16 protein-coding genes and 1 pseudogene are annotated in these 21,008 nt (G+C 53.7%); 5 read left to right on the forward strand and 12 right to left on the reverse strand.

The annotated features are described in order from the left end of the window. Positions 1-9,959 (reverse strand): putative Ig domain-containing protein (locus tag ACYQ6M_RS28025; protein WP_460076986.1); only part of this gene is annotated, 9,959 nt, incomplete at its 3' end. Positions 9,960-10,282: 323 nt separating this feature from the next. Continuing rightward, the gene (locus ACYQ6M_RS28030; protein ID WP_460076988.1) at positions 10,283-10,912 is read right to left on the reverse strand and encodes a hypothetical protein; all 630 of its coding nucleotides are present in this window, start codon (positions 10,910-10,912) and stop codon (positions 10,283-10,285) included. Between the two features lie 386 nt (positions 10,913-11,298). Here ACYQ6M_RS28030 and ACYQ6M_RS28035 point away from each other — a divergent pair, with 386 nt between their 5' ends. After that, a complete protein-coding gene (locus ACYQ6M_RS28035) occupies positions 11,299-11,541 on the forward strand; it encodes a WGR domain-containing protein (protein ID WP_460076990.1) in 243 nt (80 codons plus the stop codon). Between the two features lie 147 nt (positions 11,542-11,688). Here ACYQ6M_RS28035 and ACYQ6M_RS28040 read toward each other — a convergent pair whose 3' ends face one another. After that, entirely contained in the window at positions 11,689-12,357 is a 669-nt protein-coding gene (locus tag ACYQ6M_RS28040; protein WP_460076992.1) for a Type 1 glutamine amidotransferase-like domain-containing protein, read from the reverse strand. A 177-nt stretch (positions 12,358-12,534) separates the two neighbouring features. After that, positions 12,535-12,909, reverse strand: coding sequence for a hypothetical protein (locus ACYQ6M_RS28045; protein ID WP_460076994.1), 375 nt, complete (start codon positions 12,907-12,909; stop codon positions 12,535-12,537). 344 nt (positions 12,910-13,253) lie between these two features. Between ACYQ6M_RS28045 and ACYQ6M_RS28050 the strand changes: the two genes are divergently transcribed. Beyond that, positions 13,254-13,997: a hypothetical protein gene (locus ACYQ6M_RS28050; protein WP_460076996.1), complete on the forward strand. Its 744-nt coding sequence runs from the start codon at positions 13,254-13,256 to the stop codon at positions 13,995-13,997. 217 nt (positions 13,998-14,214) lie between these two features. Here ACYQ6M_RS28050 and ACYQ6M_RS28055 read toward each other — a convergent pair whose 3' ends face one another. Continuing rightward, a complete protein-coding gene (locus ACYQ6M_RS28055) occupies positions 14,215-14,616 on the reverse strand; it encodes a GNAT family N-acetyltransferase (RefSeq protein WP_460076999.1) in 402 nt (133 codons plus the stop codon). A 216-nt stretch (positions 14,617-14,832) separates the two neighbouring features. Between ACYQ6M_RS28055 and ACYQ6M_RS28060 the strand changes: the two are divergent. Next, a pseudogene (locus ACYQ6M_RS28060) lies at positions 14,833-15,033 on the forward strand (DDE-type integrase/transposase/recombinase); the annotation flags it as partial. A gap of 53 nt (positions 15,034-15,086) precedes the next feature. Here the strand turns inward: ACYQ6M_RS28060 and ACYQ6M_RS28065 are convergent. Beyond that, positions 15,087-15,839: a hypothetical protein gene (locus ACYQ6M_RS28065; protein WP_460077001.1), complete on the reverse strand. Its 753-nt coding sequence runs from the start codon at positions 15,837-15,839 to the stop codon at positions 15,087-15,089. A 260-nt stretch (positions 15,840-16,099) separates the two neighbouring features. On the opposite strand from ACYQ6M_RS28065, the gene ACYQ6M_RS28070 reads away from it, so the two are divergent. Then, entirely contained in the window at positions 16,100-16,342 is a 243-nt protein-coding gene (locus ACYQ6M_RS28070; protein ID WP_460077003.1) for a WGR domain-containing protein, read from the forward strand. Positions 16,343-16,408: 66 nt separating this feature from the next. On the opposite strand, the gene ACYQ6M_RS28075 is transcribed toward ACYQ6M_RS28070, so the two are convergent. Continuing rightward, positions 16,409-17,560, reverse strand: a complete 1,152-nt coding sequence (locus tag ACYQ6M_RS28075) for an RHE_PE00001 family protein (protein ID WP_460077005.1) — start codon at positions 17,558-17,560, stop codon at positions 16,409-16,411. A 251-nt stretch (positions 17,561-17,811) separates the two neighbouring features. On the opposite strand from ACYQ6M_RS28075, the gene ACYQ6M_RS28080 reads away from it, so the two are divergent. Further along, positions 17,812-18,993: a tyrosine-type recombinase/integrase gene (locus ACYQ6M_RS28080; protein WP_460077006.1), complete on the forward strand. Its 1,182-nt coding sequence runs from the start codon at positions 17,812-17,814 to the stop codon at positions 18,991-18,993. A gap of 18 nt (positions 18,994-19,011) precedes the next feature. Here ACYQ6M_RS28080 and ACYQ6M_RS28085 read toward each other — a convergent pair whose 3' ends face one another. The 5 genes from ACYQ6M_RS28085 to ACYQ6M_RS28105 all read right to left on the reverse strand — a co-directional run bounded on the left by ACYQ6M_RS28085 (position 19,012) and on the right by ACYQ6M_RS28105 (position 20,967). Further along, on the reverse strand, positions 19,012-19,383 hold the full coding sequence (locus ACYQ6M_RS28085; RefSeq protein WP_460077008.1) for a HepT-like ribonuclease domain-containing protein: 372 nt from the start codon (positions 19,381-19,383) through the stop codon (positions 19,012-19,014). After that, the gene (locus ACYQ6M_RS28090; protein WP_460077010.1) at positions 19,383-19,838 is read right to left on the reverse strand and encodes a nucleotidyltransferase domain-containing protein; all 456 of its coding nucleotides are present in this window, start codon (positions 19,836-19,838) and stop codon (positions 19,383-19,385) included. Before ACYQ6M_RS28090 ends, ACYQ6M_RS28085 begins: the two co-directional genes overlap by 1 nt. 117 nt (positions 19,839-19,955) lie before the next feature. Beyond that, a complete protein-coding gene (locus tag ACYQ6M_RS28095; protein WP_460077012.1) occupies positions 19,956-20,309 on the reverse strand; it encodes a type II toxin-antitoxin system RelE/ParE family toxin in 354 nt (117 codons plus the stop codon). After that, complete coding sequence (locus ACYQ6M_RS28100) at positions 20,287-20,562, reverse strand: ribbon-helix-helix domain-containing protein (protein WP_460077014.1); 276 nt, start codon at positions 20,560-20,562, stop codon at positions 20,287-20,289. Before ACYQ6M_RS28100 ends, ACYQ6M_RS28095 begins: the two co-directional genes overlap by 23 nt. A 309-nt stretch (positions 20,563-20,871) precedes the next feature. Then, on the reverse strand, positions 20,872-20,967 hold the full coding sequence (locus tag ACYQ6M_RS28105) for a DUF5989 family protein (RefSeq protein WP_460077016.1): 96 nt from the start codon (positions 20,965-20,967) through the stop codon (positions 20,872-20,874). Positions 20,968-21,008 lie beyond the last annotated feature (41 nt).

Raw genomic sequence — 21,008 nt, forward strand, 5'->3', positions numbered from 1 at the left:
AAGATCAGATTGGCAAGTGAATGAGTGTCCCAGATGGTGCCGTCTTCAAACACGACCTGCTCGATACCGCGGAGCCATCCCTCGGCAAACTGGCCGATGAGTTCCACCTGGCCACCATCAGCAAAGTGCAACATTGCGTTGTTGCCGTCCGAACCGGACCGCGACACGGTCACACTGGCAACTGTAATGCCCGCACCGAGCAGCAGCCTGTCACCGCCGCCCATGTTTGCACCTTCGACGATCGCGACGTTGCCGTCACCCAGGTTATAGGTGAAGTCATCATCCCCACTCGTCCCGGTCAGGGTGACCGGAGTCAAATCTGCAGGCTCAATTACAAGGCTGAATTCGTCAGCGACGGACGTGGTCCCGTCAAAAGCGATGACTTTGAGCGACAGGGTTCCGGCGGTATTTTGCGGGGGGGTGCCGGAGAAGGTTTTCGTTGACGCATCGAAGCTCAACCAAGACGGAAGCGGCGAACCATCGGAGAGTGTCGCACTGAAGCTCAAAACATCGCCGTCAGCGTCGTTAAATGTATCTGCGGGTACTGTGAAAGTCCAAATCGCGTCTTCTGTGAGCAACTGGTCTTCAATTTCGACAAAGATAACCGGCGAAATACCTGTTCCCGTGATGTAGTTACCTCTCCAGACAGTTCCGTCATCAAAGACAACACGGTCCAAGCCTACTGAAGCATCTACTGCTTCTTGGCGTAGAAGTAGAGAGCCACCGTCAGCAAAGCTATATTTGACACCGTCTGTTGTTTGTGAGATGGCGACTTCTTCAGGGTCGATACCATTCAAGATCAGTGTGTTTTGTCTGATATCTCGATTTATGAGAATGTCGTTGCCGTCGCCAAGTTTATAGACGTAGGTGTCCTGGCCTTCACCGCCGTTGAGCGTATCGTCTCCGGCTCCACCGGTTAGTGTATCGTTGCCCAAACCACCTTCGAGGACATCGTTACCCATCCCGCCAAAAAGCCTGTCATCGCCGCTCTTACCGAGCAAGACATCATTGCCCCCCTCGCCGCGGAGTTCATCAGATTCATCTTGTCCGAATATCTTATCCGTCCCAGCTGTGCCCTGCAGTAACAGCCCGCCTTCGCTAAGCACAGTGATTTTTGAGACCGTCATTCCATCAGCAAATTCATATCTTTCTATATGCTCAGCATTGTTTGCGATGTCCAAATCGCCAGCAAGGCGTTCTTCGTTTTCTGTCCATCTAAATCTCAACGCCACGCCGTAAACGCTATTGTGGTCGAAATTCGAGATCACTAAGTCTGAAAATGCCAGATCCTTGAAACGAACAGTATCTGTTCCGCCATTTGCCACCTCGGCCACATGATCGATCATAATAGATCCACCATCGGAACCAATAACATAGGTGTCGTTCCCGGCTTGACCTGCTAGTTGCTGCCAATCTTGCAAGTCGCTTTTTCCGGACTCTAGAGTGTCATTACCGTCTCCTCCGAAAACGTGATAGTCGTCAGAGTGTCGACCGTCTGTTCCACCGGGCGTGATACCACCTGCTTTGATATAGTCATTGCCAGCAGTACCTACTAATTCCAGCCAGTTATTGACGGCATTAATACGGATTTTCCCGAGCGTAGTCCCATCTGCGAATTCGTAACGCTCGATGTATTGTCCGCGGTTAGCGATATCCAAATCTCCAGCTGACCGCGTTTCGTCTTGTGTCCACCGAAGACTCAAAGCCACGCCGTAAACACTGTTATGATCAAAATAGGAAACTATTAGATTTGAAAGCGTAAGATCTTTGAAGCGAACCGTGTCAATGCCGCCATTGGCTACTTCAGCTGCATGATCGATCATCATAGAACCACCGTCGGAGCCGATAATGTAAGTATCGTTCCCGGCTTGTCCTGCTAGTTGCTGCCAATCTCGCCAGTCACTTTTTCCGGACACAAGCGTGTCATTTCCGCCCCCCCCGAATACATGATAGTCATCGGAATGTCGGCCATCGGCCCCTCCGGGAGTATTTCCTCCTACCTTGATATAGTCATTGCCGGAGGTACCTACTAATTCCAGCCAATTGTGAATTGCGTGGATGCCGATTTTTCCAAGTGTAGTGCCGTCAGCAAATTCGTACCGTTCGATATACTTACCTTGAAAACCAAGCTGAATTTGACCGGTTGTGCCATGGCTATTCCAAAAGAGTTTTAGAATAACCCCGTTCTGAGCACTGCCAGTAGTTGGAATCAAGGTCGCGGTAATATCCGAAAGATTAAGATCGGAAAAGACTATAGTGTCAGTCCCACTGAATTCGTTTTCAGATACAAAATCAATGAGAACGTCGCCTGAATTGGCCCTGACAATGTAAGTATCATCGCCAGAACCGCCACGTAACATTTGCCAAGTTCCGCGAGTTCCTTGGCCTGCATCTAGAACGTCATTTCCATTATTACCAAATAATTGATCATTGCCTTCTCCGCCGAGCAGAACATCATTGCCGTCGTTGCCGTGTAGAGTGTCATTCCCTTCGGCTCCGACAATAATGTCGCTACCAGGATCTGCACTAAAGGTATCGTTGCCAGTGCCTTGGCGACGGAACATGTTGATGTTGACGCCTGGCTCCGACCAGAATGATGAAATGTGGGCAAACCAATAGCTGTCACCGTCCTCGAAGGCGAAACGTTCAATGCGTTTGTTGCCATCTGAAAACCAGTAACGGATGGTAACTGAACCATTCAGCGGACCGAGGCCTTGTTGGGCGGCGGCAGAAGCCTCAGCAGCGCTTTCTGGATAAAAGCCGATTACCAGATGATCGCCAGATCGGTTGAACGTTAAATCCTCGATTTTGATGCCCGGGCCGAAGAGCAAGGTATCTCCGTTTGAGCCGCTGCCGTCGTCGATGATAACGTCGTTCCCGTCTCCACGGTTAAAGACATAAGTGTCGTTGCCTGTGCCACCACGAAGCGTATCGTTGCCTGTGCCGCCAACAAGAATTTCACTGCCCGACGTTCCATGAAGCGTGTCGTGACCCGCCCGGCCAAAAACAAGGCCTCCGCTATCTCCATGGAGGGTATCGTTCCCGGTACTTCCTGCCTGAACCTTGGCTTTGTCGGTGACCATGTTAATGGCGCCAACACCGAAAGACGCCCGGAGGTCATCTTCTGCAACCACCGGCAACAAGTGGACGTCATAATTGTTGGTCTTGCCGTGGCCATTTCCGACAACAATATGCTCTGCCGTCTGCGTTAATGTCGCTGCGGTTGCGGCGCGCGTAGCTGCACCTGACTTCAGAGCGGCTAAATGATCGGCGAGTTCATCAAGACTAGGCTCCCGACCAAATGTGTTTTGATAAAGTTGCGCAATGTAGCCGGTATCGCTCAAGTTGCTATACCGGGTGCTGAATTCACTTGAGGCGAGCAACGCATCTGCCAAGCTTGTCAAGTTGAGTTGGCTATTGGCTGTGTACCTGACAAGGACTTCAATTTCGGATGCATCCATATCCCGGTCGAGAACCGTATCGTAAATCCTCGCAGCTTCTGTAAGAAGCCGTGCCTTGGCCTCTGCATCGAAGCGCTGGAGATAGGTTGTCGTTGAGCCGTCGGTTCTCGAGACCATTTCCCATGTCTCTACGCCCTCTGCATCAATCCGGTGAGAGACTTTGATGTGCGCGCGCGATCCAGTTGAGATCACACCGTTGTCCCAGTCGTAACTACCGTTGTCGAGTTCGGAACGTGTAAACGTCTGAGTAACACCGTCTCGCAAAACGGTTGTGGTTAGTCCGTCAGAAGAGGTTGTAGTGACAGCGCGTTTTTGAGCACCATTGTTGCCGAACCCTGTTTCGGTGACGACCAGGCTTCCATCAGCCCCTTCGATACTCACTCGCAACTTGTCGGTAGTGCCGTTTCCATCAAAGTCATAGCGTTCGGCAACTTTGCGTCCGTCTGCACTAATCGTCTCCGAGTAGCTGGACCGAGCCGCACCGTCCGCTTCATGCCAGTCGCGGCTAGTCGTCGTGACGCTACCATCAGCGTTGTAGACGGTTTTGGTCTGCGATCGTGTGTCGATTACACCGTCGCCATCACTGTCAATCGCCGTAGTTGATGTCAGACCATTGGCAGAAGTCGTCGTTGTGCTGCGGAAGGTGAGTACACCGGCTGAGCCTTCTTTTTCCTCAAAGACACTGATTTCGTTACCGGCTGTATCGTGGCTAACGCGTGTTGTACGCGAGATGTCTTTATTTCCGTCAGCATCCGTGTCGAAGGTATAGGTTTCGCTGGAGCCGTTGGCTGCAGCTGTCTTCGTAATTATCGCCTCAGGTGTGGAACCGTTGGTGGCTAAATCCTTCCAGGACGTCGTCTCGTTACCACTGAGATCAACTTGAGTTGTTATGCGCAGGTCGGTCTTGCCATCCCCGTCGTCGTCGACAATTGTTTCACTTTGCCGACCATCTGCACTGAGCGTGAAAGTTTCGCTGCGTTGAACCGTTGTCCCAGTTCCATATTCGATCGTTGTTTGCGTGCGCCCACCTGCGGCGCCGAGTTCAAGCGTCGACACACGGTCGGTATCGCCGTCGCCGTCAAAATCACGATTGGTCGTGACATCAAGTCCGTCGCCGCTGGTGGTGCGGGTGGCGCCACCTGCCTGCCCGTTTGAACCCTGCGTCGTCCAAGTCTCCAACGTTGAACCATCGGCCCCGAACTCTGTCGTCTTTGTGGTGACGAAATCGTCGCCACCTACGCCGTCCAGATCGAGCGCGGTGGTCACCGTGAGACCGTCACTGGACCTGACGACCTGTTCGCTCGCGAGCAGCTCGCCAGAACCGGCCTCGTGCGTTGATGTGCGAATCGTGGTGCCGTCGGCGGCGATCTCCATAGTTTCTTGAAACGTACGCTCGACAGAGCCATTGCCGTCCAGGTCGAAGGAAACGGTTCTTGCCTGTCCGTTGCCACTCTCCGTGGACGTGGTTCGGGCTATCAAGTCGCCAATTACAGAATAGCTTGAAGTGGTTGTGGTGGTGGTACCGTCATCGCCAACCGTGGTGGTGATCACCCTGTCATTTTCGCCATTACCATCGACATCTGTCGCAAGGGTCGAAGAGCGACCGTCGCCGGTGACAGTCTCGACGGAATTGCTCAGCACATCGCCGTTGCGGGCGGTTACGGTCCCCGTGGTAGTGATGGTGCCGTCAGGGGCAATAACTGCTTTACGCACGACGCTCTCGTCCGTGTGGCCGTCGCCGTCAAAATCCTGTGCGCGGGTGGTGGTCAGACCGTCTGCGCTCACAGTCTCGACAACACGGCTTTGCAGAGTGCCGTTCTGCGCCTTGGCGCTGGTGGTGGTGGTCGCCGAGCCATCGGCGTTCAGAACCCGAACGGATTCCGAGCGGATCTCGTAAGCGCCATTACCGTCAACGTCCTGTGAAGTCGTGACCGACAGGCCGTTAGCGCTGGTAACTGACCGACTCTGGGTCTGAACAGCGCCGCTCGTGTTGAACGACTGGGTCAGAGTTGTTGCAACGCCCGTGTCGGCAATTGTCTGTGTGATCCGAACATCCGTCTTGCCGTCGCCGTTGAGGTCGGTGTCCGTCATCCTGGAGCGGCCATCGTCAGAGACGGTTTGGGTCGTGCTGGAGCGCAGAACGCCCTCTTCACGAGTTTCTGTCGTCGTTACGGTGTCGCCATTGGCCTCCAGAACCGTGGCCGTGGTTTCAACGACGTCAAAAGATCCGTCGCCGTCTCGGTCGGTTTTCTGGACCGTTACCAGACCGTCGTCGCTGGTCTCGATCTGCGTACGGCTCAACAACTGACCGGATTGCGCTCGTGTCTCGACTGTGCGCGTAGCGCCACCGTCGGTACCCAGAACTGTTTCATCGGCGATAGTACGCTCAAAGGTACCGTTGCCGTCGGCGTCGGTTTTACTCACCGTGTTGAGACCGTCGTCGCTGACTGTGACTATCGATGTATTTCTGAGCGAGCCGTCGGCGTTTTCCGTCGTCTGGACTGTCGTCTTGCTACCGTCCGCATTCAGTGTCGTGCTGTTGCGGGTGATGACATCTGCAACCTGGTCGCCGTCGAGATCCGTAGCGGTAGCCGTAACCAAACCGTTGGCGCTGGTGGTGCTGACGAGCTCTCCTAGGATCGTGCCATCTGCAGCCGTTTCGGTGACTGTCTGCGTGATGGCACCGTCTGTGCCTTTGACCTTAATCGACGTGCTGTCGACGGTGCCATCGCCGTCCCGATCCACAGTGACCGTTCTGGTCCGCCGGTCAGCGCTTTCCGAGGTAACTGTCCGGGAAAGCAGTGTGGTCTCGTCGCCGGCATAAGCCGATGCGGTCCGAGTGGTGCCGCCATCGGATTCCAGCACTAGCGTGTTGACGCTTTTTTTCTCGAACGCGCCGTCTCCGTCGACATCCTCACGCACTGTTTTTGTAAGACCGTCCGCGCTGGTCTCGGTGACTTTGATTGTGCGAAGCGAGTTGTCTTGGTTCTTCGTCGTCACCGTTCGACTGGAAGAACCATCACCGTTCTGCACCGTGACATCACTGACCTTCAGATCGATGTCGCCGTCGCCATCGAGATCGCTCTCGGTGGTTCTGGTCAAACCGTCGGAGGATGTGACGCTTGTCGTTTTTGCCAGGGTTGATCCGTCCGCAGAACGTGTCCACTGGGTCGCAGTTCGCTCCAGGGTGGTGACATCAACCATGACGGAAGACATTAGTTCGTCAACCTCAAAACTCCCGTTCTGATCGAGATCAACAAAGACCTCTTGGCCGACCTTGTCCGCGTCGAGGCTTTCCTTGCGCATTGCCCGGATCGAGCCGTCGCCGTTTGTTTCCGTGACTATTCGCTCACGACTGCCATCGGCGTTGACCGTGGTCGCATCCACGGTCGTCAGATCGATGTCGCCATCGCCGTCCCGGTCAAGTTCGGTAATCTTAGTGAGCGCGTCGTCGGAAGTCACGGTCACGGAAGACGATTTCAGGGACCCGTCGCCGTTTCGAATTTCCAGCCGTGACGTGCTGCCTCCGTCCGGCGACACTGTGATGTCGAGGATCTCGCTCTGGTCGGTCTGCCCGTCGCCATCGAAATCCCTAGTGATCACCTTGGAGCGATTATCTGACTCGACTTCCTCTACGGTTTTCGAACGCAACGAGCCGTCCTGGTTGGTCACCGTCACGGTTTCCGTTCGGCTTTCATCGGCGTGTTTGTCGACCAGATGGGTCTCTATGGTGTCGGCATTGCCATCGCCGTCGGAATCCAGGCCATCAATGCGCTCAGAGCCGTCCAGAGAGACGGTTTCAGTGGTGCTGGTGATTACCGTGCCGTCTTGGGCGAGATTTTCGAGTTCAATTGTCAGACCACCATCGACGGCTTCCGTGCGGGTCTCACGCTGGTCGAACCAGCCGCCGCCCATAGAATCCCGGTCGATGATCTCGACCTTGTGGTCGGCAGATTTGGTGGTGACTTCTCGGGAGGTTAGAACGGCCGTTGCGAGGTCGGAGCCGGAGAAATTGCGTTCAGTCTCGGTGCGGCTTCCGTCGCCGTTCACTACCGTTTCGATGGTCTGGATCCGGTCGATCACCCCATCACCATCATCGTCGTAGCGGTTCGTGACGGACAGCCCGTCGGAACTAACCTCCGAGAAGATCTCATAGGCCTTACTGCCGTCGGCGGCATAGGCGGTGGTGGTCAAGCTGCGCATACCGGAACCATCGACGGATTCCGCTTGGACTACCCGGTGGCCTTGTTTCTCAGAAGCCAGCAGCATGTCGCCGACCGTGCCGGTCGAACCGTCGGCCCGGGTGAACGTACTTTTGCCGGTGATGACCGAACCGTCGGAAAGCTCAACGTCACTGGCATCGGCCGTCAGGTCGATCTCGGTTATGCCGAGTTCTGCGAGCGTCTTGGAAACCGTCGAGCCATCCGCCAGGGTAACCATCACCTTGAACTTTTGGAAATCCGTGTCGCTTGCGTTCAGGACGCCGTCGCCATTGCTGTCGAACACCGACGCCAGTGCTTCAAGGTCGCTGGTCGAGGTCGGGTCCCACTCGGTGAAGACGAACTGACGCTTTTCGGTAATCTCGTTGCGCCCATCCGGGTCGAAATACAAAACCCCGTCGCCTTCACCAGCCCAGGCTGTGCGACGCAAAAAGCCGTCGCCACCCGTATCCATAAATACTGTAGAGCGATCAAGCGCGGTGACCTCAAGGCCATCACCATCTAGATCGATCAGGACAGGTTTGGAGCCAGAATTGCCTTTGCTTCCGGAATTACCGTCGCTGTTGTTTTTTTGAGACGAATTGTTGTTTTTAAACTCGCCATTGTTTTCAGCTTGGCGAAACTCGCGGGCATCCACCTCGCCGTCATTATTATAGTCGCCCCGGCCGATGCCGCGGTCGCTGGACTTTTGCGTTTTACTGGTGTCTGCGCGGGCACCTTCGTTGTCGCGGCCAGAAGCTTTGTCAGCGCCCGAAGAGGCTGTGGTGTATTCACGCCCCTTTTCACGAGCGTACCTGATTGATGCTTCGAATTGTGAAAATTGCTTTCCACCCCAAGAAGCGGAGCTCCAATCATCGCCACTTATTGCTTTAACTTCACTCCACGCGGCAGCACTAACTTCACGATTGCTACCACCTTCAAACGCAGCACCGAACGCAACGGCTTCGGCTCGACCTTGCGGGAGCGAATCATAAGTCGAAGCTTGCTCAAAGCGGTACGAAATTACAGCGTGTCCGTTTACTGGCACAACCCCTTCTGCTTGCGTAATAGCGTAAGCGTTTCCCGAAGCAAATTTGTCTTTCTGAAATTCAAATCCTTTTCCATCGTTCCAGGAATCGTTATGTACACGTACTCCGCCTGCAACATAGGTATGATAATCCTCAACCTCAAAGTTATAAGTTTTCCAACCCTTTTTATAAATTGGTTTAAGAAAAACGTTGCCGTTTTCAGGATAAACGATACCTTCCGCTTGCTCGAACATTTCAGCGGTTTCGACAGAATAGATAATGCGCTCCGAAGTAACTTCAGTTTCGGACCCGTCAGAAAGTATAACTATTCCCGTTCCTTCAGGTATTATGTCTTCAATCTTGCAAAAATCACCATTTTTGGTCAAAAAATTATGACTTGGTGTAGTAATAAGCTCTCTGCTTTCACCATTCTCCTTCCAAGTTAAGCGAATCCACTCTTCTGTAATATTTTCAAATGTACGGACAATTTTTTTTGGTAATAGTACTCCTCGACCATTTTGAGCTGTAGGATCAAAGCAAAGTACAAGATCACCTTTGTTAAGATCCTCAATCGGTACATAAGAAGCAGGCTTGTTTTGCTGAAATGTTGTAATCAAGGTCCCAGCACTAAAACAGTGCATTAAATGTCCTGCAATCCCAGGCCACGACATTGCGCTTCCAACAACATTCGCACCAAATTTGACATCAATATCGCTCGTTTCAATTGTATACTGCTGCTCAACGCCCAAACCCCAAGTACCGACTGAAGGATAAATTGCAGAACCACGGGGCGCTAGACTTAAGAATATTTCGGCAAATTCGGAGAAATTACTTGAGTTTGCGATTGCCTCAGCGAGCGCCTCCGGAACTTCCGAGACTTTATCGGTTGGCACCGTCAGACCGATACCTCCAAACAATCCGACCTCTAGGGCCGTAGCGGCTCCCGAAAAATGAGAAAAATCAGAATTTGAAAAGAATATTTCCGATCCTACCTCGATTGGAGCGCTAGCTGGGGGGGAGATATCAGCAAAAATAGCTCCTGAAGTAAAGTTCGTGTATTTTTGAGAGGAATCAAGGAAACCACCTTGGGTACCTTCCACACCAAAACCAAAAGGACCGCCGAATGGAGGCCCCACTTCGACAGCAACAGCTGCTCCCACTGAGATATTTGGCGGGACCGATCGTTGCAGTTCCAGAAGCATTGATTTCAGAGAATTATCGCTAAGATTGAAGTCTACGTTGCCGCTTCGGGCTTTTTCAAATCCAGACATTTAGCTGTCCCTTTGTACTTATAAACAAGAGTTTTCCCATATTGGCACCCAAACAAAAGAGCCAACTAATAAATTTGCGAACAGCAGCAAAAACAAAAACAATTCAGTATAATTTGCTTTTTTATTATTTAACCCAAAGTATTTTAACTTAACTAATAAAATAAAAAGAATTACTATAACGGATACGATTAGCACTAGAGCTCCACTCGCGTCTCGCGCGCTGTCGAAGTATTCACACAGAACAGGCACCCATAACATCCTTTAGATAAATATTTTTAGTGTATTGAAGTTCTTTTTTTGGTAGAACAGTCTTAGTAATGGCGCTATAAAATATAATTCCCCCCGACAGTTACCATGCGGCAGCGCCGGAAGAATTTATCCGCATCTTCTGCGTTGTCACCATTGGTGACATGCACCATCACATGGGCGCAACCTCGCGTATTAGCCCAATGGCGCACCGCTTGAACGAGGCGCAGCGCGACCTTGCCACCAAGCAGTGTGCCGGTGAGTTTTAGGGAGACGTTCAACGTCTGCACCGTCGCGATTAACGTACCAGTGCCCAGAAAATGCTCGCCCGCTTGCACCGAAGCAAAGCCGAAAAGACCATCCTCGGCCAGCGGCTCGTCCCCCCCCGGCACAGCATAAATCAGCCCGAAACGCTCCGGCTCGGACATGGCCTTGTTAAAGATCGCCCGGGCCTTGGTTTCGGAGAACGGAATATCGCGAAAGATTGTTCGGAGATGTGCTTCACGCGCCAAATGAATGCCGGCGCGGCAATCGGTTTCCGAACCGTCCGCCAGTCGGAGTTTGATGCTCGTTCGCTCTTGAGTGATATCACTCGCGTTCGCGGTCTCCCCTGCACGACCGTAATCAGCCCATTCCTTTGGGTCGATGCTTCCCCGATTTGCTGAGTAACCTTCTACACGCGTGGAAAGAGTATCTTCTTCCCTCACTTGAATGCCCCTAACCAACGTGCACCGCGTTGTCTCCCCGATCAGAAGCCTCGCCTCTGATTTGTTATATGCGCAACCAGACGCCTCTTTCTGGTTGCACGGCCATAGTTAACACCTTGGTTACTTTTGACAAGCTCTTAAATGCTCTTCTTGGTTGAAAGATATTGTTGCGAGCAACGTTGTCGGGTTTTTATGAGCGCGTCCCAGGTGTCGCAATGTCCCGCTTGACCAAGTTAAAGCATGTTGGACACCGTCAGGAAGTGGCTTAGAAGCCTCCACCTTTGGCGGTGTTCTTCCCGGCCACTTATCAACTGTGTGATTCCGCTCCTACGGATCGATTCCAATCATTCATTGGACCGCTTTCTGAGGTCTTCGAGATTGAGGTCATGGAACTCGGTGACGATCTCCTTCTCTTCAAGCGCGTGGACACCGGCCGGAACATGAACCGGTTCTACCACCTGTCGGTCGAACCCACCCTGTTCGGCGGATTTGCGGTTCGCCGGACATGGGGACGCCTGGGCACCTGGGGTCGAACGCGGCTTGATCTCTTTGCAGATGTTTCATCGGCTCTGGCCCATCAGCAGAAGCTGGCGGCACAAAAACACAGGCGCGGGTATCGCCCGGAATGAGGCTGTGGCGTTGTGCCTGATCTCTGATCCCTGATCCATGGGGTCTTCCTCGGACAGATCACTCAGTCAGACTTCAAAAGATACCCCAAGCCCTGTATCTGTCTCGGCCTATAAGCTCGCGGGGACCGGCAAGGCAGCTTGGGGCTCTCAGCGGTCCATTACCAACGGTTCGCAAATTGCTCCGTTCGATATCCAGACGATATCACCAACGCCTTCGACGACATCGCCATTCACGACGACACCATCCCCATCCCTACAGGCCGCTATTTTCCTTGAGGTTCCGGTGGAGTACGCCAAGAGCTGCGGCAGATAGTCCGCGCTTTTGTTCAAGTGAGGAAAGAATTCGAAGGGAACAAGGTCCAGCGCCTTGCTATCGCAAACGGCTCTGGGGTCTTCGCCATTGAACATGGCATCAAGGGCCACGGAAGGCGTCATTAGGATCGCACCGGCGCTTGTCCCAATCAAAAGGCCGTCATTCCGGGTCCATTCGGCAAGGGCACCCAAGAGACTGCTAGCTTTTAAAAGTTGCAGGAATGCCCTGGTATTCCCGCCTGACAGATGGATTGCGTCACAGCCCAGCAGAGACGCTACACAGGCCTCATCGAGAGGTCCCGACGTGACGAAGAAGACCGACAGATCGAGATCCAGCTTTGCGTAGTAGTCTCGCCTTTGGCGGTAAAACCGTCGATCTGGTTCCGGCCCTGATGCGACGTATCCGATACGGTGCCCACGGCCCGCCAAAAGGTAGAGCAGATGTGCATCAACCTTATCATTTTCTGGAATGATTTGGTCGCTATACATCACCAGTCTCACCATGCGGTACCATCCTCTGAATTCATCTTTAGTAGCTTAGTCAGAAGCTGAATGTGCCTTGAGTTTTGCCGCAGTTCAATGACAGGAATGGGCTGTTTGTATCGACCAGACACCAGCTTAGTTCAGGGTTGGGACAGGTGTCACCACCTGTAGCCCGGAGTGGTCAGCAGGCCACCAGGTTCATTTTGGAGCACATGGCTTACTTCCGGGGATTGGGCGGAGTGCTATTTCTCCTGTCTGGGACACTTCGAATTCTAATGCCCTTGTCTGAGGGCCACTGCCGACGACGACGACCGTGTTGTCACCTTTTTCGAAGTCGCTCCTGTGCAGTCCGGAAGCTGAGATCATGGCTTCCAAATCCGACAAAGGCTTATCACGCAGGAATTGCTCTAAAAGCTTCTCGGAACTTTTCAGGGCATCAGCCTCTCGAGCCAGTTGGTCGCAGCGATAGGTGTGCGAAATGCCTCTGTCCAACTGATCTGCCCCTTCCGTGAGAACATACATTATTACCCCACCAAGCAGCACGCCCGCCGACACCAGTCCGAGTGCACGCATTAATCATCATCCTTCGTCTTCGAGCCCAAACAAATAACCTCCATTGGAGATGTCTACGGCAGGTCAGTCTCCCGTAGCAGTCACTCAACCGTTTAGAATTCTGCATCTTGTATACATGGCGGCGTCGGTGAAAGCCGCGCAGCACAGCCGCATTGAGGTTGATCCGGGTGTCAGATTTCGCCTTTCGGGGAGACTAGACACCTTCCAGATCAGGATTGGAGCACCACACCGCCAAGAGCCCATAATTGCCAAGGCTGCGTATTAATATAGCGGTTGCTTTTAAGTTAAGTTTGCCGGGGTACAGTGAAGTCCTGCGAACGAGACACGGCATTGGGATAAAGAAAGTGCGCAAGCCACAAGGTCGCCTGACTGACATTTTCAGCCTGCCAGAAGATGAATCTGGGAAGCCGCGAACTGTTCTGATGTTGGACCGGCTCACGCACGTTCCCGAAACAGGTGACATATTGCAGATTGCAGGCAATAATGTGCCAATTGTTCAAGTCGACGGTCGCCGGATACGAGATTGTCTGACTGGTTGGAAGATGGCTGGTCTTGGCAGTGTTGCTGTCTTGGTCAACAAATCTGCTGGCGATCTAAGACCCTCGGCACAGGATCCCAATCGTCTTTGGATCACTTGGACCCCAAGAAACCAATTGCCTTGGCACTTTCAAGCTAACGATCTGCCGACTTTCACGCGCCTCAATGAAGATTGGAACGCACACCCAAACCATGTCGATCTCAAGATTGAAAACCTTGGACAGACGCTGTTGGCCCGCATGAGGCCAAACCCCTATCTCAACTGTAATTACGAAAAAACACCCGAAATTACAGTCCGCTTTGATGGCTGCGCCAGGTATCGTGTCACACCAGTAAATGACAAGGGTTGGTTTGGTGGCCAGTGCCGTTTCAGTGGACTTGCACCGTCTTGGGGTGAATTCTACGAAATTTCAGGTGATAGCCGAGACGAAATGGACCCCACGCCTTGGACCAAGATGGATGGGCGTGGCGTACGGCATTTTCATTTTTATCTGAGGGATGAAACCCTTGAAGTCAAAGCGCAAGACTGGTCGATTAAATCTGCCAGCTGACCTCCGAGTTCACTTTTTAATGGCGGCGATGACTGCTGTGTCGGCATCTAGCGACCACCCGTTTTGGCAAATACAAAGAAATGACGGCTTCGGCGGACTACACCGCGGCAATGCATCAGCGAGTGAATGATCTGTGAATGATCTGTTAGGATCGGATGCTGTTGGTAACTGTTAGGCCTTGCTTCAAGTGCCTAATTAGGCGGCCAAATATCCTTGATCAGGCGTCGAAAAATTTCAAAAGCGCGACCTTTTCAAGTGTGACACACAGTATCGGATCATAGTCGAAACCTCGCCAGGTTTCGTGATATCCGAGATGTAGATATAGGCCGAGAGCCCTCAAATTATCGGCGGCTACCCGAATGGACGCTTCTCTGAAATCCCGGTCACGGAATTGCGCCTCCAGCGCCGAAATAAGCGCAGTACCTATACCCTTTCCTTCATGCTCTGGCGCGACCCAGATATCGCTGATGTAATTGTCAGAGTGCTCTGAAGCACCGATTCCAGCCAAAGCTCCATCGGCTTCAGCAACAAGGATGTTCCCGCCTTGGTCTTTCAAGAACGGGACGAAAGGGTTTTCCTTCTCTATTCGAGATGCAACCTCAACCGGAACAAGAGGCATGATACCCTTTTTCCAGGAGGCCAAGCCAATGGCGGAAAGCTCATGGATTTCTTCCGGTCGAGCGGGTCGCACGCTTATCAACACGCACCTCACGAAGCAAAATATCCTTCGCAAGTTCTTGCCGAGGTTCTTTGATCCGTCAAGGGATTGCCCACTCGATCAAAGTATCGCTGTCAGGGTGCCGTTGGGACAATGCTTACAGAATTACTAGAGCTCTACGCGAAGCAAATCCGTCGCCGGCGCCCTTCGCGCCGGGACGTCTGGCACCTGGACGAGGTGGTGGTTTCCATCGCTTGCCGCAAACACTGGCTCTGGCGTGCGGTTGACCAAGACGATTATTTTCTCGACAAAATCGTTCAAAGCCGGCGCAATACGAAGGCCGCGAGGTGTTTGCTGGTCAGGCTACCGAAAACGCAAATCCTGTATTGGCATCTCGTGAGATGAGAAGATCTATAAAGGTATTGGACTATTCATGTTTTCTTGCAAAATTTTAACATGTCTCTTAGGTCGCTGTAATTTTCCTTTAGAACGGGTCGGTATTCGATGCTGCCGGATTCTTTTTTACTCATAGAAAGAACGCCGTCAATACAGCCATTTTCGAGCTTTTCCCAATAAAATAAGAAGGCCTTTTGAAAACATTGGCTAGTCTCTGGAATAGATGCTGACGAAACACGAGGCTTTCCAGCATAGTTCCAATAAAGATTTATATAATCGTCTCCCAGCAACACTTTTTGCACCTTTTGAACGATGCTCAGCATATTGCCTGACGAAAAATAGGGTCTGACTTCGGTTTCGCCTAAATTGGCGTCTCTGGATATATGCTCCAACAATGAAAGCATGGACAGGGATGTGAAGACCGCTTCGCAGGTATAGATTTTGTCTTCGTTCTTTTTGATCGTTACGCCCGTGCGGATTTGTTTGCTGACTGATGGATCAATTGAATTTTCTAAGAGCGGATCATCTCTGAAATGCTGACAGAAATCTGCTACCTTGTCCTTTCTCGTAGGAAGGCCTGACTGATTTTCTGACAATGGACGATTGTCGAAGCATAGTCTTATTTCCGTTATATCAGTTTTAGAATTGTCATCTGCTAGTTGGCGAACGTTGCTGCGCTCGAATCCTCTGTAGTGTTGCGAGTGCCAATATTTAATCTTGCTAGAATTTGCGCTCGCTATGCTAAGGGCGGTGAGGCAGAGAAAGCTAAAAGTAGATCTTATTAACATGCATATTCTCTAGGAAATAATAGAATTCTAATGATTCATGGGAGCGTGTTGGTGCTGTGTGTCAGTATTCGTGTAGAACGTGTTCTCACGTTGAATGTAAATTTTCTAGTGCAGCAAATATTGTGACCGAAATTGGCGATCTGAGGGCTAAAATATTTTTTTGTTCGTCCCAGCCACTTATCATCCATTTGAATCCGTTCCTTCGCATCGATTCCAATCATTCATTGGACCGCTGTTCGGAGATCTTCGACACTGCGGTCATGGAACCAGATGACGATCTCCTTCTCCTCAAACGCGTGGACCCCGGCCGGAACATGAACCGGTTCTACCACCTGTCGGTCGAGCCCACCCTGTTCGGCGGATTTGCCGTTCGCCGGACATGGGGACGCCTGGGCACCTGGGGTCGAACGCGGCTTGATCTGTTTGCGGATGTGTCATCGGCTCTGGCCCATCAGCAGAAGCTGGCGGCACAAAAGCACAGGCGCGGGTATCTTCCGGAATGAGGCTGTGGCGTTGTGCCTGATCCCTGTTCCATGGGATCTTCCTCGGGCAGATCACTCAATCAGACGTCACAGGATACCCCAGGCCCTGTATCTGTCTCGGCCTGTAAGCTCGCGGGGGAGCGCGGGGCCGAGTTGGCGGATCATGCGGTCGACGGCGGCGGCGGTGACACCAAGGTCCTGGCGGGCCATGGGAATGGTCACCAGGGGCCGGGACAGGAACATCCGGGCAAACTCCGGCAGCCTGGAGTGGCTTCGGCAAGACTGGCAATGGCGTGCCAATTGCTCCTGGGCAATTGATAACCGGTCCAGCTGATCCATGGTTTCCTGGGCGGCTTTTTCAAAACCCGACAGGAAGCCGGAAATACGCACCTGGAACGTGTCCTTGCGGCGCCAGCGAAAGGGCGACTTTCGCAATCCCGCTGACAGGCTCGGCAAATGAGACGTGGTCACCTGCGCTTTCAGGAAGACCGCCGACAACAGGCGGCCAAGTTCCGGCCATCCGTCCAGCGGCTGCAGCACCTGCCATGCATCAAGCAAAATGGCAGCCGCCAGAACCGGCGGCAATTTCAGGGCTTCAGTTTCCTTTTTGATAGTGAGCCAGTCGTCCAGTCGATCGCCCCGTTCGGCAAACCGAGAGAAGTGCGCGGAAGGTATGTCTCCGGATTGGCGGGAAGAGACAGGTCTTTCCGGGACGGTTCCCTGCGCCAGGTGTCTGGAGCGTTCAAGCACGGCGTCGATCTCGGCAAGGAGATTTTTTTCCGTGTCGGCAGTGTCCTGTTGGATCGAGGTTGAAGCGGCACGTCCCCTCCCCTCCCCCGAGCTTCTGATCGTCGTTGTCTCGAACTCGGCGTCATCTGTCGGCCGGCCCACAAGTGCCAGTAGACCGTCGCGGCTCAAGACAGTGCCCGGGGTTTGCCGGTCGACCCGTCTGCGGAGCGCCAGGAACCTGGCGGCCCGGGTCAATTCGTGGGTGGGCGCGCGTCTGTCGGTGCCGGCGTCGTGCAGGACAAGGTCCTCCAGATGAACAAGGTCTCCATCGAGGGCCATGGAGGCACATGTCTCAAACAGGTGGGACCGGCTGCGCACGCCGTCTTCCAGCGCTTGTGTCCGGCGCAATCTCTCGTCGGCTCGGGTCAGTGACCGGCTGGCGCGATCGAGCGGGACGGCCAGATCGAGCCAATCCAGTGATTTCAGGGACTTGTGGAGATCGTAAACCATTGACATCGGCTGATAATATTTCATTAACGATAATCAACAAGCAAAAAAGGTTCATCACATGGATATCAGTCAACTAAGGATCATAAGCAATGATAAGTAATGCTTATCGATAGTTAGACTTTTCGGCGACCTCATGCTAAACATTGGCCCCTGTCCCGACCCGCAAAAGCCTGTCAGCCATGCCCGAAAGCCCCCTCCCCGCGCCCCGTCTCTCGTCGCAGCCCGCACGGAACGAGGCTGCGGATCAGGCGATGCGCGACAAGGTAGAAACCCTCGACACGTTGTCCGCCATTCTGCCGGCCCTTGCCGGGTCAGACCGGGCAGAGCAGCTGGCCCGGCTTCTGACCGATGAGGACATCGACACCCTGCGCCACCTTGCCAGGGAAGGCATGGGCGAGAATTCGCTGAGGGCTCTGACCTCCGACTTTTCCTATCTGGAAGGCTGGTGCCTGGCGGCAACCGGAAGCCCCCTGCCCTGGCCCGCACCGGCGCCGCTCATTCTCAAGTTCATCGCCCATCACCTGTGGGATCCGGACAAGAAGATGTCTGATCCCGGTCACGGGATGCCTGAAGACATTGCGAGGCAACTTGAGGCGCAAGGATTGCTCCGCAGCGCGAAAAACACAGCGGGCCAACGGCCCCCGCATGCACCGGCGACTGTGCAGCGGCGGTTGGCCTCCTGGTCGACCTTGCATCGCTGGCGGGGTCTGACGGGAGACTTCTCCGCGGCGGAAGTGCGCTCCGCCATGCGTCTGGCTGTTCGTGTCGCCGATCGGCCGCGCGCGCGGAAAAGCCGCAAGGCGATCACGGCCGATTGTCTGGAGCTGCTACTCGCGACATGTGACGGCACGGACTACGCCGCACCAAGCCTGACGGACATTCGAGACAGGGCCTTGCTGCTGGTCGGGTTTGCCTCCGGTGGCCGCCGGCGCTCCGAGTTATCCAGAATGCGGTTTGGTCAGATCACCTGGGAGGACTTCTTGCCTCTGGACCCGCGTGATCCGGATAGCGACCTCCTGCCTGCTGCCAGCCTGCGACTGGGGCGCACCAAGACGGAAGAATCTTCGGACGACAATTCGGTTCTTTTGATCGGACGGAGTGTCGATGCGCTGAAGACCTGGCTAGAAGCAGCCCAGATTCAGGAAGGGGCCGTCTTCCGCGCGATCGATCAGTGGGGCAACCTGAAAACCCGTGCCCTCACCCCGCAATCGGTGAATGCCATCGTCAAGAAACGCTGTGCACTTGCCGGTCTGGACCCGCAGGACTTTTCCGCGCATGGCTTGCGCTCAGGCTTTCTGACAGAAGCGGCCAACAGGGACATTCCGATCCAGGATGCCATGCTGCAGTCCCGGCACAGGTCCCTCGCCCAGGCGTCCAGCTATTACAGCGATGCCGGGCGCAGCAGACGGCGATCGGCCAGATTGTTGGGGTGAGATCTGCGGTCTTGAAATCTAGTAAGGCGCTTCGCCGCCGAGGATCTGGATTTCCTCTTCGATGACGTCGAGCAAATGCTGTAGCTCGCCACTCTCGATCGTCTCCCAGACAGTTTCGACATCAATCCGGAAGTACTCGTGCACCACCCTGTCCCGAAACCCGGCAATGGCGCGCCAGGGAACTTCGGGGCGTCGGGACGTGAGGTCTTCGGGCAGTGCCTTGGCAGACTCGCCGACCACGATGAACGAGGCGGAGACTGCCCGAAACGTCTTCCGGTCGTCGGTCGGCGTTGCAAGAAACGCCGCGCGATCCATACCATCGACAAACTCATAGATTTCCTTGATGGCCTCTCTCATGTCCTGGAGGCGATGAAGTGAACTTCGCGGCATCAGAACACCTGGATCTCATCCAGTGACGCTGTTTCGGTGACATGGTCACGAAGGCTTGTTCGGGAGACGAGGTCAATCTTGGCGTCCGTTTCCAGTACCTCCCGGATCAGATCTTCTATCCTGCCGATTTCGAAGAGGGACAGCTTTGTGCCTGGTCGCAATTCGTAGGCCAAATCTATGTCGCTATCGGGACGGGCATCGCCCCGCGCAACCGAGCCGAACAGGTAAAGATGCTTCAGTCCCTTTTCAGCCATCGCGGCCTGGTGTCGACGAAGGCGACGCACGATGTCGGTCGCGATGGGGGCTTGCTTGTCTTCTTCCGCTACATAGTCTGCCACCAGCTGGTTGAGGAGGTCCTGCACCTTCAGTCCGCGACGCGCAGCCAGCGATTTGAAGCGGTTTTTCAGCGGCGTTGGTACGCGAGCAGACAGGTAGGCGGTTTGTGGATCCGGCATGATTTACTCGCTTGCTGATTTGTGCACAAATTCACAATATATAGCATTTATTGCGAAAACGCCAATGCGTCCCAGAATGTCGGCGAGACCAGGCGTGGGCCTGCAGAAGATTAGCGGTCAGTCAGACAGCAGGCGGATCAGCATTTTCCTGATGTGGTCCTGTGCACCGAAGAAAATGGCGGCAACAAAGATCTTGTTGTCGGATGAATCGGCAAGAAGCCTTACTGCAGCCTGATCGCAACGCACGAAACGCAGGTTTGGCATGATCTCCGGCCGAAGCGTCCCTATGAACGGCGTTTCCGTAAGCCGATCGATAGCAGACCGGATGGATCTGATGCGCTCGGCCGCGCGCTCAAAGGCCACCGCGCGGTCTTCCCCGAGATCGAAAAAGGTTACAAACAGGAGATCGAAGATCAGCTCAAAGTCGCGTTCAGCGGCGCGTGAATACTCAAGGGCCCATAAGCAGGCCACGCCGCTTTCGCTCGATCATGGCATCCACGCGGTTCCCCATTTCTGCTGCAGACACAGCAGGACCATTTATCCTCTGCCGGATGAGCTCGCGGAGAGCCTGCATTTCGAGGGACTCCAGCTCGGTTTTCTGGCGCAAAAGTTCCAGACCCTGTTTCAGAACCGAACTCAGGCTTGAGTACTGACCGGATTCAACAAGAGAGCGCGCAAAGGCATCCTGCTGTTCGGTAAATGAAATGGAGGATTTAATGCCCACAGGAATTCTCCTTCCACCAGGAGGTGCTACCCAGTAGCATTGATGTCAAGATTCTCGACACATCCATTGTTTGATCAAACCTGGATCGAGTTCATGGCCCTGGTTCGAAGCCTTGTCTTTAAAACCTATTTTGGGCCGGTTTCGTGACTTATTGACCGGTACACTGGACCGAGTTCCATCTGACCTTGCAGCCGGCCCACGGCTCTAGCATCTACCTGTGCCAGTGCACAGTGAGGCAGGATCTTACCCTTGTCCAGCTGGGTAAAGCTGGCCACCACCGCTGTCAGATTCGCCGCGATCCGGTCGTCGTTATAGGCTGAGAACGATCAGCGTCCCGAAAGTTTCCAGCACGATGAAGATGGGCAAAAGCCAGAATTTTCGCCTTTCGCGCAGAAAACCCCACATTGTCAATCGGCGTTGTAACGGGACCCCTTATCGGCTCCCAA

It is taken from the genome of Roseibium sp. ROS1 (assembly GCF_054658215.1).